Raw genomic sequence first — 12,193 nt, forward strand, 5'->3', positions numbered from 1 at the left:
TAGGGCTGATAGTTTCTACAGGCGGTTTTGGTGCAACAGGTGGTTTTGTTTCTTCTTCTGTTGGTGCTGGTTTGGTTGTTTCGTCTTTGGGTGGCTGTACTGGTTTTGAAACTTTGTTCTTTTTACCTGCACTAACTGCTACGCCAGCGACACTAATACCGCCAACTACCCCCAATATCGTACCTGTACTTATGCTTGCATTAATGGCGGATGTGGTAGTGGTTGCCCACCATGCTGATGTTGTAGGATTTGCTCCCAAATTTTGGATTTGAGCGAGATTTTGCGGTAATTCGTTGAGTAAATGACTGTTAGAAAAATACTGGTAATAGCTTCCATCTTCTGCCAATCCTAAAATATTGGCATTATGTTGATAATAATTTTCTAAAATTAAGTCTATTTGTTTACTATCTTCAAACGATAATAATAAATCGTCGCCCGTACGTTTGGCAATCACTTTTTTTGGGGCAAGTCCTGTAGTTTGGTCAATTAATTCATAATTTACATTAGATTGTGCTTGGATTTTATCAACCAAACTGTCTTTGCTTTGCAATACTTTTTGTGCAAGGGTTTTGTTGGCGGTGTTGGTTTTAACGATGATATTTTTCATAAAAGCCCTAAGTGTTAAAAATATTAAATAATGGTTGTAGATTATTAAATTATAACGAGTATTGGGCAGTTTAACAACAAAAAAGGGGGTAAATGTTCTTTTTATAAGATTAAAGGTTATTTTTGTACCAAATTTATTAGCTTAATCGTTGTAGAAAAACATTCACAAAGAGAATACCAATAATCATACTCACAAACATCTGTTTCCAAATATGATAGCTGATGAGTACTAAAATCAATGCTAAAATTTGGGCGGTTAATAATGGCGATAGGCTAAATTGTTGATTTTTGTCAAGCCAAGTTAGCGATGTTAAAATCAATAAGGTCATTACTGCCAAAGGTAACCCCTTGTTCACAGCCAATAATAATGGTGAATTGAGTAATTTTTTTGGTAAAAAAGTTGGCATTAAGCGGATAATAAAAGTTACTATCGCCATGCTTAATACAGATAAAATAAAATAAAGTTGGGTATTTTGCATAAAAGTTTCCGTTGGAATTTGTTAGCGATGTTGCCAAAAAAAACGGGTGATAATCATCAAGCTACTTAGCACAATGCCACCGAGCAATACCCATGACGGCATCAGCCATATCGCAACCAAAAAGGCGATACAGGCAAAAACAATCGGATAAACTGCCTTTACGCTTTTAAATTGTTCATATGCCAAAATCGCAAATAAACACACCAAGGCAAAATCCAAATTTGGTACTAAGTCATTTAAACCTGCACCGACCACCAAGCCTAAAATCGTACCAACTAACCAATAACACCAATTTAACACACTAATCGGTAAAATTAGCTGAATGCGTTGTTGTGGCGTTAATGTGGTTAATAATGAAAAAGTTTCGTCGCTTAAACAAAATAAACAAATCAAGCGTGCGGTTTTATGCGTGGGGAGTTGATGAATAATCGGAATGCCGTAAAATGCCATGCGTAAATTAATGGCAAAAGTGTTACTGGCATGGGTAAAAATACCGACACCACTCGCCAATAGCGGAATAGATGCGTATTGAGCCACCCCTGCATACAGAATAACACTGGAAAAAATTGCCAACCATGCAGGTAAGCCCGCTGCCACGAATAGCACACCATAGGCAATCCCTGCAGGAATATAACCCATTGCGACAGGCAAGGTTAATCTTAAGGCATCTCGCCAATCAGAAGTTGCTATCATGTGAATAAATTTTTAGAATGATTAATATTTTAATAATAAAAATTTTTTATGATGTTATTTTTTCAAAGTCAAAAATACCCCGTTAATCAACAGGGTGTTTTTATTTATGATTAAGATTTATTTAAGTTATTTGGGTTAAGTTCTAACACTTCAGCGTCATAAATTGGGGCGTTGCGGTCTTCAAAGACCACTTCTTCTTCCACAAATTCAGGCTTAACTTCCACGATAAAGTCTTTACGGCTCATGCCCATCCACAGCGGAATAGTGGCTGCGATATAGATAGATGAAAATGTTCCCAAAATCAAACCAATAAATAACGCCACCGAGAACCACCGCAAACTTTCGCCACCCAAAAATAACATGGCTAACACCACTAACAACACGGTTGAGATAGTCATAAAAGTACGGCGTAACGTTTCGGTTAGTGATAAATTGATGATTTGGGTTGGGCTAATGCCACGCACACGGCGGAAGTTTTCACGAATACGGTCAAATACCACAATGGTATCGTTGATAGAATAACCAATCAATGACAATACGGCGGCCAGAACCGTCAAGTCAAACGGCCAGCCAAATAATGCAAACAAACCCACGGTAATAATACTGTCGTGGAATAACGCCAGTACCGCACCAAATGCGAGTTTGGATTGGAAACGCACCGCCACATACAGGAACATACAAATCAATGCAACCGCCGTTGCACCAAAGGCACTTAGGTAAATTTCATTACCGACTTGGCTACCCACCACGTCAAGGTTTTTGATAGTGGCATTATTGTTTGGCAAATCAAGGGCTTTGTCTAAAGTTGCACTTAAACCGTCAATTTTTTCTTGGGGTGGCAAGCGTAACAAAATTTCTTTGTTGCTACCCAAATATTGTACTGCACCGTCATTAATTTGGTGGCTTTGTAAAGCGGACTGCACTTGGGCTTGCTCTACAGGTTGTTCATACACCACGTTCGCTGACACACCGCCTGTAAAGTCTAAACCTAAATTTAAGCCTTTGGCAAAAATCGCAATCAACGTAATAATCGTTAAAATTGCCGAAAAAATCGCAAACGGTTTGGCAACTTTCATAAAGTCAATGATACGCCGTCCGATTAGGGTTTTTTCACCACCAAAATCTTGCCCAAAATCATCATTTGCTACATTTGGATTTTCTACCAATTCAGTCGTAACTGGAGTTTGTGCAGGCATTTCAGTTGTTTTTGGATTTTTGCTTAAATTTTTGTTTACCCCTTTACCATTACGGCGTGGGGTACGGCGTTCACGTTTCACGCTTTTATCTTGGGAGACTTGATAAACCCCCATGTGTTGCAATTTTTGTTTAGCGTTTTGTTTGTCAACGCTGTCGGCATTGTCTAAGTCTAAATCTAAATTTTCGTTACTCATGTTAGCTCCTTAACCAATGCTCAAACGTTTGACAGATTTGCGATAGCCATAAAAAATTTGCACCAGTGCACGAGTTACCGTAACCGAAGTAAAAATTGAACTGGCAATACCAATCGCAAGGGTTACCGCAAAGCCTTTAATCGGGCCTGTACCAATGGCAAACAGAATAAACGCCACCAATAACGTGGTAATTTGTGCATCAAAAATACTGGTAAACGCACGATTAAAACCTGCGACAATCGCTGATTTTGGTCTTACACCACTGGCGAGTTCTTCCCGAATACGCTCAAAAATTAATACGTTCGCATCCACCGCCATACCGATAGTTAACACGATACCTGCAATCCCTGGTAAGGTCAATGCTGAACCCAAAACGGACATAATTGCCAAAATCATCATCAAGTTAAATGCCAACGCAATATTGGCAATCAAACCAAACACACGATAAAATACGAGCATAAATAAGAAAACCAATAAATAACCAACTTGTGTCGAGAAAATCCCTTTTTCAATGTTGTCTTGACCGAGTGAAGGTCCAATCGTACGCTCTTCTACAAAGTACATCGGTGCTGCCAACGCTCCTGCACGCAATAATAACGCCAATTCGGATGCTTCGGCATTATTGTCTAAGCCTGTGATTTGGAATGTTGAACCAAATACGCCTTGAATGGTTGCTTGGTTAATAATACGGCTTTCAGAGTAGGGCGTACGTACTTCTTTGGTTTCACCTGTGGTTGGGTCTCTTTCAAAGCTAACACGTTGTTTATTTTCAATAAATAACACTGCCATCTGTTTGCCCACTGACTTTGCGGTAGTGCTTTGCATGAGTTTACCGCCTTGATTATCAAGGGTAATACTCACTTGGGGCATACCATTTTGGTCAAGCCCTGCTTGGGCATCTTGGACATTTTGACCTGTTACCACAGGCTGACGTTCTAACAAAGATTTTTGTGGGCTGTCCACTTCACCAAAAGAATAGCTTTCTGTCCCTGCAGGTAAAATTTGGGTTGGATTGGCTTGCCAGCTGTTATTTTCATCGGCAACCATACGAAACTCAAGATTTGCCGTACGTCCAATCACCCGTTTGGCTTCGGCGGTATCTTGCACCCCCGGTAATTCTACCACGATACGGTTCGCCCCTTGCGATTGTACCACCGCTTCGGCAACGCCTAGCTCATTGATACGATTTCGCATGGTGGTTAAGTTTTGGGTAACCGCATCTTGGGAAATCTGTGCTAAGGCGGTTTCAGTCAAGGTCATATTAATACTTGCACCGCTATCGCTAATCACAGGTTGCAAATTATAACTCGCCCCAAAACGGCTACGCAGGAGATTTAACGCTTTATCACGTTGGGCATTATCGGCAAATACCAATCCAAGCCCATTATTAACGATTTTCAACTGACTAATCGCCACTTGTTGTCCACGCAACTCATTTTTTACGTCTTGACTCACTGCTTCTAAACGTTGGTTAATGGTCTTACTCATGTCTACTTCCATGACAAACCGTACGCCACCACGCAAGTCAAGCCCTAGTTTAACAGGATTTGCACCGATTTTGCGTAGCCATTCAGGTGTGGTTTGAGCAAGGTTTAACGCTACCACATAATTATCGCCAAGCTTTTCACGAAGAACTTGTTGGGCTTTAATTTGGGTTTCGCTAGACTCATCTGCCATTCTTAACAACGCTGAACTACCGTCAAAGCTATTATTAACGGTCTTGATACCTTGATCGTTGAGAATTTGTTCAGCTTGAGTTAACACATCATTGGTTAACACCGTACTGGCAGACGAGCCTGTTACTTGCACCGCAGGTTTATCAGGATAAAGATTGGGTAAGGCATAAATGCTACTAATCAACAGTATAATGCCAATTAACACATATTTCCAAGCAGGATATTGCATAACGTGAACTTCTTAATAGTGAAAATAAAAAGGTTTTGCGAAAAAATTAACAGCTAAAAATTTATCATTTTTTAATAATATTTTAAATTATTTTAAACTATCAATCGTACCAACAGGCAACACCGAAATAATAGACGCACGTTGCACCATGACATCTTGGGTCGCATTTAACGCAATCACCGCATATTCACCTTGGGTACGTTTTACCTTGCCCATTAAACCGCCTGCAAACACCACTTCATTGCCTTCTTTAATCGCATCAATCATCTGACGATGCTCTTTGGCACGACGGCTTTGCGGACGGATAATCATAAAATAAAAAATCGCAAAAAACGCAATCGGTAATAACAACTGCATAAACATTGACGGAGCAGACGCCGTTCCCGTTGCAGGTTCAGCAAAAGCAGACTGAATAAATAACAACATAATACAACCTTAAAAATAAAATAAACAAAATAACTGACAATAATAACCGATTTATGGCTATTAATAAATAAATTAAAAGTAAAACCGGTAAAAAATTATCAAAAAAATTAAAAAACCAAAAAAAAGTTGATAAAATTTTGCCCAATTTTTAGCATTACAGCGAATAAATAACCAAATCGCTGATAAAATATAACAAATCCTTAACAATCAATTGGCAAAATATGCTATGCTACTTGTAACAAATTATTTCTTTTTTTAATATTTTTTGCCAGGAAAGTGAAACTGCATGAATAAATCCATTTTTAACGCAATTAACCCTACAACTAGTTTAACAGTTTTTATGCTTGGTTTAGGTTTAATGAACAATGTTGCGTTTGCTAACATCAGCGAAGGTGATGTAGAGCAATTTGCCCAACAAATGCACCAATCCGCCAATAGTAAAAGCATCGCCCAAGTCAGTCGCCTTATCAGTGATGATGCGTTAATCTCTATCTCTCGGCGTGGGACGACCAGTACGCTTGACAAATCTAGCTATCTAAACCTACTACAAACCAACTGGGCAAAAGCTACCGATTATCACTACACAATCCGTATTAACAACGTGATTAGCACAGGCAATCAAGCCAAAGCCGACATTGTTACCACCGAAGTTATCACCGAAAACGGCAAAACGCTCAATATGACCACCACGTCCCGAGCCACCTTCAGCCAAACCCCAAGGGGGTTAGTATTAAGCCGTGCGATTAGTCAACTAACCATTCAATAATTTTTAATAAAATTTAAAAAATAAAATAATTTTTACATCATCTTTTAAAACATTGTCTCATAAAAAAACGCACATATTCATGTGCGTTTTTATTTTAACAATTATCGAAATGATAAATTATTTCTTTTTAGCTTTTGTAGGAGCTTTTTGTGCAGGGTTTACCGCATCTTTTAAGCCTTTACCTGCTTTAAAACTTGGTACTTTGCTGGCAGGGATTTGCATTTCGGCACCTGTTTGTGGGTTACGACCTGTACGAGCCGCACGCTCTTTGACAGAGAATGTACCAAAACCAACCAATGCGATGCTATCGCCTGCTTCTAGTGCTTCACCAACGGTGCTGATAAAGGCGTTCAGAGCGTCTGCTGATTGAGCTTGGCTTAAACCTGATTTTTTTGCAATGCTTGCAACTAATTCTGACTTGTTCATAAGGGTATCCTTTGTTGTCGTGGTACAATCAACTTGTACATAAACTAATTTTACAAAAAACCAAAAAAGATTTAGCATTTTTGCGTTGTTAGGGATTATAAGTAAAGTTTTGCCAATAAACAAGTGTTTTTCAAAAGTTTTTTAAAAAAAAGACACATTTTGTGAAAATTTTTGCAAAAAATTGATAAAAAAATGTATGGCCTTGGCAAAAAATTATCTCAACGGCTTATAGATTAAGGGTTTACGCAAAAATAAGCAAGCAAATTTTGTAATTTTTTGCCAATTTTCTACAAAAAAATTAATTTTTCACATTTTTTGCCTATTTTTTACCAAAAAAAACGTTTTTTAACGAGTTTTCATCATTATTCTATTGTACTTAGGTCTTTGGCAATGTATCATTATGACAATTTTTTTGTTTAGAGTGAAAAGCGACCGTGTCTGATGATTTAACCAAAACTGATAGCCAATTACCGCCGATTTCGCAAATTGGTGGTAATCGTGAGCAAAATCCTGAACCTAACGCACAAACGCTCAGTAAAACAGCGTTAGGTGTGGTACTTGTATTGTTAGAAACCTTGCTTGCATTGTTACTGCGGTTTGATGCCAATTTGCGTCAAGTGATGTATCCGCTTGCTCAGCGAAATTTGGTGCTGTGTATCCGTAGTTATGTGCCACACGTGACGATTTATGCAACATTTACCGTCAATGGTGTTTTGTTAGACAGTGAATTACGTCCCAATCAGCAAGTGGACGTGACAATTAATGGTTTTAGTTTTCAAGTGTTACAGGCATTGTTTGGTAATAAACCATCGGTGCTAAAACAGTTACAATTTCGGGGTGAGTCTGCTGATGTTATTGATGTTAAAGCGTTTTTCACCGCCGTTGCGATTAGTAAAGTGGTGCAAGAGCTGATTGCTAAATTTAAAGGAAAATCTAAAGATAAGCCTGAAAAGCCGAAAAGAAGCGTTGAAGAATACCAACAAAAAATCGAAGAGCAAAAACAACAGATCAATGCGTTAACCGTCAAAATCGCCGAAGCCGAAACCGCTTTATTACAAGTAAAAAGCCAAAATAAAATCCTAAAAATCAGTCTCGGCGTGGCGGTGCTTATCATTGTAGTGCTTGCGATTGTTGCCATGCGATAATTTAAAAGCAACAACTTGAGAATCGTCAAATAAAAATCCTATTAAAATCATGAGGTTGTTAAAAGATAGCGTCATTTATGTCATTGGCGAAATGCTTGCAAAAGCCGTTCCCTTTTTGTTGTTGCCGTATCTGACACGCACGCTTGGTACGGATGGTTTTGGTGAATTATCCTACTATCTGTCACTATCGGCATTTTTGCTTATCGGCATGAGCTTATCGCAAAACGGCTCGCTAAGTCGTTATTATTATGTGTACGGCAAGCAGGGTTTAGGCAGTGTGCTGTTGGCAGGTGGGCTATATAGTTTTGCGTGGTTAATAGGTGGGGGGATGCTGAGTTGGTTGCTTGGCAATGATTTGCTATGGTATTGTTTTAGCATGACTTTTTTGCAGACCTTACTCCAAAATCAGCTCGCCTTACGCCAATGTCAAAAATTACCATTGCATTATTTTGGCGTACAAATTACCTTGAGTATTGCTAACTTACTATTAACCATTATTTTATTTAATCTATTTAATCAAGATGTCAAAATGCGGTTAATTGCCATTAATTTGGCGTATTTATTTAGTTTTACCGTGGCATTTTTGTTGACAAAACGGCAATTTAACTTAACGTTTCGCCCAACTCGCCAACGCTTGATACTAGCCATGCAGTATCTGCTTGGACTGGGTTTGCCATTGTTACTTCACGCTTTGAGTTATACCACCAAAGGGCAGCTTGACCGTATTTTGATTTATCAACAATTTAGCGAACATGAGTTGGGTATTTACTCGGCAGGCGTACAGATTGCCAGTAGTCTAAGCATTGTGATTATGGCAATTAATACTGCAAGTATTCCTTATCTGTACGAAAACTTAAAAAACAATAACATTAATTTAGCCAAACTTCACCGATTTTTTTGGTTTAGCCTAAGCATACCACCTATTATCACCGCCATTACGTGGCTCGTGCCTGATGTGGTATATGCGTGGGTATTGGGGGGAGATTTTGTTGCCAGTCGTTATTATACAGTGGTGTTTTTTTTGGCGTTTGCTTTGACGATACCGTATTTGTTGTTGGTGAATTTCTTATTTTATCATGGTAAAAACCGCTATATTGCCACCAGTTCGGTGCTATCAACGCTCGTGTATTTAGTTGCTTTGTGGGGATTTAGTCAAATAAAGTTGATTTATGTGCCATTTGCAAGCGTGCTAAGTAATTTGGCAATTTTGCCATTATTATATTATTTTACAATAAAAGTGAATAAAAACTAAATGAAAACGAATTTGATTATTTGTATGACACCGCTCCAAGTACTGATAGCGTTACGCATTATTGAAGCACACGCAGGCGATTTTATCGGCATTTATTTGGCAGAAACGGATAATGACAAACACCGTTTTTATAGTGAAAAATTGGCAGACAGATGCCAACGCCATGCCTATTTGAATTTAAATAACAATGATGAAGCACAAAATAATTGTCAAAAACTATCGGCAAAATTTCAGCATTTTACAAAAATCAAAGAAATATTGATTGGTTTAAATGTCTGGCAACAACCTGTGGCAACGGTATTTTTGGCAAATTTGGATTTAATTGTCACGCAATATATTTTAGCAAAAGTAAATTATATTCGCTTGCATAGTTTTGATGACGGCACAATTAATATTTTTCCGACCAGTCGTTATTTTTTGCCAAAACAGCAAAGTTTTGCTAAGTGGCTATTTAAAAAAATGTTAGGAATTAAAGATGATAATCTTGCCAAAATTTTAGCAAAAATATCCAAACATTACACAATTTTTCTAAATAAAACCAATATTGTTGCTAATCCAATAACGATAAATTTGTTTAGCCAAACTTATCAAAATATTCCAAAAATTAATAAAGTAGTACGTATTTTACTCGGACAACCGTTTGATGATATTATTGGGGAAAAAAACTATCAAACCATGATTTTGCAAACAGTTAATACCTATCAAATTGATTATTTTTACCCGCATCCACGGGAAAAAAATCGTTTTGATGATGTATTAAATGTGATTAATACTCAAATGATTATTGAAGATTATCTAATTAATCAGCTTGAACAACAGCCTAATACGAGATTTGAGATTTACACCTTTACCAGCACTGCTATTTTTTCGTTACAAGCCTTGTCAAGGGTAACGGTCTTCGCGATTTTTCATAATATTTTGCAAGCGGATTTTACCCAAAGTTATACGTTTTTACAGACACAAGGCATTACAATTTTGGGAAAAGATAATGACTAAAGTTACCCGAAAACATGCCTTACTAGTCCAAGCTCATAAAAATTTGGATTATTTTATTCAGCTTGCCAATGATGAAAAAAATCTAAATGTTTATGTACATTTGGATAAAAAATCTGCTGAATTTGAATGTTTAAAAAATCAAGATTTGCCTACCAATTTTTATATCCTTGAGGACAGCATTTCGGTGATTTGGGGTGGATTTAGCCAAGTGTTGGCGACTTTAAAATTGTTTCATAGAGCGATGTTGGATAGTGAAAATCAGTTTTTTCATTTGGTAAGTGGCGAAGATGTGGTATTACAACCCTTTGAAATGATTGAGAAAAACTGGCAAGACGTGTATCATTTTGCTCCTATGTTAATTTGTGAACAAAATTCTAATTATTTCTATCGTTTCTTTTGCGATACGCTTCATGCGAATACGCGTTGGCAACGCAGTTTGGGAGGGAAAATTTTAACTAAAATCCAACAAATTTTTGCAAGAACGTATTTGCTATTTACCAAGCCACAGCCTGTGTATTTTGGTTCTCAATGGTTTTCTATCACACGAGATGATTGGCAAAAAATTCAGCCTTTTTTACAAAAATATCAACAATTTTTTGCCAAAAAGCTGGTTCCTGATGAGCATTTTTTTCAAACATTACTAAAAAATGAAACACAAATCCAACCGAGCAATGTAAATCAACGCTATATTATTTTTGATAAAAAAATAAACAATGGTAACAGTCCAATTTATCTTGATTTTGTACAATTACAACGTGCCAAACAACAGTATCATTGGTTTGCCCGTAAGGTTCATCAAGATGTGGCGAATGAATGGCTGAATAAGGAGCACGTATGAAATTTTCGGTTTTGATGTCGCTCTATCCCAAAGAACAACCAAAATTTTTACAAGAATGTCTATTAAGTTTATCTAATCAAACTTTGCAAGCCGATGAAATCGTTTTGGTATATGACGGTGAAATTGATATAGAATTACAAAAAATTGTTGATAAATTTCTAATTAAATTACCGTTAAAAATCATACAATTACCCAATAATGTGGGTTTGGGGAAAGCGTTAAATGCTGGACTGGAATACTGTCAATTTGAGTGGGTTTTTCGCATGGATACTGATGATATTTGTGTGCCAGAGCGTTTTGCTAGTCAAATAAACTTTATCAAAAAGCACCCAAATGTTGATGTGGTGGGTGGGCAAATTATTGAATTTGAACAAGATTTTTCACAGGGTAAAAAATCCCGCACCGTTCCTACATCGCACGAGCAAATTGTGAAATACGCTAAGACTCGCAATCCAATCAATCACATGACGGTGGCATTCAAGAAATCGGCAGTACAGGCGGTCGGCAGTTATCAGCACGCCCCTTTGTATGAGGATTATGATTTATGGGTGCGATTATTAAGTAAAAATTATCAATTTACTAATTTGCCCCAAGCTTTGGTGTATGCAAGAGCAGGGCAGGCGATGTATGAACGGCGTGGCGGTGTGAGATACGTCAAAAATGAAGTACAAATGCAGGTAAGATTTTGGCGATGGGGGTTTTTGTCAGCTTGGCAACTGGCGAAAAATTTGGTAATTCGGATACCTGTTCGTTTGCTACCGAATGGCTTGCGTTCGCTTATTTATCAAAAATTGTTGAGAAAATAAGGTTATAAATTGCATGAAAAAATTACAACGCCTCAAAAATATGCAAAAAGCACGGCTAAAACGCACCTTCAAAATTTGGCGAAAACCGTTTATTATCATCTTATTGATTGGGTTAATCTTGCGTGGTTGTATCGGATTTCTTGGTTCATTTGGCGACCCTGTGAGAAATATTGGTTTTATCAATCATACTGGTAAATCTCTTACAGTCGTGGTGGAATATGTGGGCAAAGAAATACCTGAAATATTTGATTTAAATGACAAAAATAAAGAAGAATTGATGATTTTTGGCGTGGGTTATTGGGACAAAGATGAGCTGTTAAGTCGCAGTGAAACTATCAAAAAAATCACTATCAAAACCGAAGAAAAAACGTTGGTCTATGAACAGTCTCAAATTTTACCATTACTGCAAAAAAACTTGCAGACAGGGACGAACGCTCATAACATTGATATTCATATTGAGTAAA

At 37.5% G+C, this 12,193-nt stretch carries 14 protein-coding genes; 7 read left to right on the forward strand and 7 right to left on the reverse strand.

Going from position 1 to position 12,193, the window contains the following annotated elements; all coding sequences use genetic code 11:
- The 6 genes from A3G3_RS12760 to yajC form a co-directional block, all read right to left on the reverse strand.
- Nucleotides 1-607, reverse strand: a 607-nt coding sequence (locus A3G3_RS12760) for a hypothetical protein (protein WP_040630983.1), incomplete at its 3' end; no start/stop codon positions are given.
- Between the two features lie 136 nt (nt 608-743).
- Nucleotides 744-1,085, reverse strand: coding sequence for an AzlD domain-containing protein (locus A3G3_RS0100010; RefSeq protein WP_019518487.1), 342 nt, complete (start codon nt 1,083-1,085; stop codon nt 744-746).
- A 21-nt stretch (nt 1,086-1,106) separates the two neighbouring features.
- Nucleotides 1,107-1,778 (reverse strand): AzlC family ABC transporter permease, encoded by a 672-nt coding sequence (locus A3G3_RS0100015; protein WP_026212750.1) that lies wholly within the window; start codon nt 1,776-1,778, stop codon nt 1,107-1,109.
- 110 nt (nt 1,779-1,888) lie between these two features.
- Nucleotides 1,889-3,088 carry a protein translocase subunit SecF gene (gene secF, locus A3G3_RS0100020; protein WP_051076903.1) on the reverse strand — a complete coding sequence of 400 codons (1,200 nt, stop codon included), beginning with the start codon at nt 3,086-3,088 and terminating at the stop codon, nt 1,889-1,891.
- 90 nt (nt 3,089-3,178) lie between these two features.
- Complete coding sequence (secD, locus tag A3G3_RS0100025; RefSeq protein ID WP_026212751.1) at nt 3,179-5,074, reverse strand: protein translocase subunit SecD; 1,896 nt, start codon at nt 5,072-5,074, stop codon at nt 3,179-3,181.
- An 87-nt stretch (nt 5,075-5,161) separates the two neighbouring features.
- Nucleotides 5,162-5,500 (reverse strand): preprotein translocase subunit YajC, encoded by a 339-nt coding sequence (gene yajC / locus A3G3_RS0100030; protein WP_019518491.1) that lies wholly within the window; start codon nt 5,498-5,500, stop codon nt 5,162-5,164.
- Between the two features lie 286 nt (nt 5,501-5,786).
- On the opposite strand from yajC, the gene A3G3_RS0100035 reads away from it, so the two are divergent.
- Nucleotides 5,787-6,266: a hypothetical protein gene (locus A3G3_RS0100035; RefSeq protein ID WP_019518492.1), complete on the forward strand. Its 480-nt coding sequence runs from the start codon at nt 5,787-5,789 to the stop codon at nt 6,264-6,266.
- Between the two features lie 117 nt (nt 6,267-6,383).
- On the opposite strand, the gene A3G3_RS0100040 is transcribed toward A3G3_RS0100035, so the two are convergent.
- On the reverse strand, nt 6,384-6,692 hold the full coding sequence (locus tag A3G3_RS0100040; protein ID WP_019518493.1) for an HU family DNA-binding protein: 309 nt from the start codon (nt 6,690-6,692) through the stop codon (nt 6,384-6,386).
- Nucleotides 6,693-7,126: 434 nt separating this feature from the next.
- Between A3G3_RS0100040 and A3G3_RS0100045 the strand changes: the two genes are divergently transcribed.
- The 6 genes from A3G3_RS0100045 to A3G3_RS0100070 are packed head-to-tail and all read left to right on the forward strand — an operon-like array spanning nt 7,127 to nt 12,192.
- Nucleotides 7,127-7,837, forward strand: a complete 711-nt coding sequence (locus A3G3_RS0100045) for a hypothetical protein (RefSeq protein WP_019518494.1) — start codon at nt 7,127-7,129, stop codon at nt 7,835-7,837.
- 49 nt (nt 7,838-7,886) lie between these two features.
- Nucleotides 7,887-9,089, forward strand: coding sequence for an oligosaccharide flippase family protein (locus A3G3_RS0100050; RefSeq protein WP_019518495.1), 1,203 nt, complete (start codon nt 7,887-7,889; stop codon nt 9,087-9,089).
- Nucleotides 9,090-10,085: a glycosyltransferase family 52 gene (locus tag A3G3_RS0100055; RefSeq protein ID WP_019518496.1), complete on the forward strand. Its 996-nt coding sequence runs from the start codon at nt 9,090-9,092 to the stop codon at nt 10,083-10,085.
- Entirely contained in the window at nt 10,078-10,923 is an 846-nt protein-coding gene (locus A3G3_RS0100060; protein ID WP_019518497.1) for a beta-1,6-N-acetylglucosaminyltransferase, read from the forward strand. The genes A3G3_RS0100055 and A3G3_RS0100060 overlap by 8 nt, the downstream gene beginning before the upstream one ends.
- Nucleotides 10,920-11,729 (forward strand): glycosyltransferase family 2 protein, encoded by an 810-nt coding sequence (locus tag A3G3_RS0100065; protein ID WP_019518498.1) that lies wholly within the window; start codon nt 10,920-10,922, stop codon nt 11,727-11,729. The genes A3G3_RS0100060 and A3G3_RS0100065 overlap by 4 nt, the downstream gene beginning before the upstream one ends.
- 13 nt (nt 11,730-11,742) lie before the next feature.
- Nucleotides 11,743-12,192, forward strand: coding sequence for a hypothetical protein (locus A3G3_RS0100070; RefSeq protein ID WP_019518499.1), 450 nt, complete (start codon nt 11,743-11,745; stop codon nt 12,190-12,192).
- Nucleotide 12,193 lies beyond the last annotated feature (1 nt).

Source organism: Moraxella boevrei DSM 14165 (assembly GCF_000379845.1).
In the GTDB taxonomy this organism is placed as follows: Bacteria; Pseudomonadota; Gammaproteobacteria; order Pseudomonadales; family Moraxellaceae; genus Faucicola; species Faucicola boevrei.

Coding starts and splice junctions, on each gene's coding strand:
- yajC (WP_019518491.1), bottom strand. CDS start 5,500: ATGTTGTTATTTATTCAGTCTGCTTTTGCTGAACCTGCAACGGGAACG.
- A3G3_RS0100040 (WP_019518493.1), bottom strand. CDS start 6,692: ATGAACAAGTCAGAATTAGTTGCAAGCATTGCAAAAAAATCAGGTTTA.
- A3G3_RS0100035 (WP_019518492.1), top strand. CDS start 5,787: ATGAATAAATCCATTTTTAACGCAATTAACCCTACAACTAGTTTAACA.
- A3G3_RS0100070 (WP_019518499.1), top strand. CDS start 11,743: ATGAAAAAATTACAACGCCTCAAAAATATGCAAAAAGCACGGCTAAAA.
- secF (WP_051076903.1), bottom strand. CDS start 3,088: ATGGGGGTTTATCAAGTCTCCCAAGATAAAAGCGTGAAACGTGAACGC.
- A3G3_RS0100010 (WP_019518487.1), bottom strand. CDS start 1,085: ATGCAAAATACCCAACTTTATTTTATTTTATCTGTATTAAGCATGGCG.
- A3G3_RS0100050 (WP_019518495.1), top strand. CDS start 7,887: ATGAGGTTGTTAAAAGATAGCGTCATTTATGTCATTGGCGAAATGCTT.
- A3G3_RS0100065 (WP_019518498.1), top strand. CDS start 10,920: ATGAAATTTTCGGTTTTGATGTCGCTCTATCCCAAAGAACAACCAAAA.
- A3G3_RS0100015 (WP_026212750.1), bottom strand. CDS start 1,778: ATGATAGCAACTTCTGATTGGCGAGATGCCTTAAGATTAACCTTGCCT.
- A3G3_RS0100055 (WP_019518496.1), top strand. CDS start 9,090: ATGAAAACGAATTTGATTATTTGTATGACACCGCTCCAAGTACTGATA.
- A3G3_RS0100060 (WP_019518497.1), top strand. CDS start 10,078: ATGACTAAAGTTACCCGAAAACATGCCTTACTAGTCCAAGCTCATAAA.
- secD (WP_026212751.1), bottom strand. CDS start 5,074: ATGCAATATCCTGCTTGGAAATATGTGTTAATTGGCATTATACTGTTG.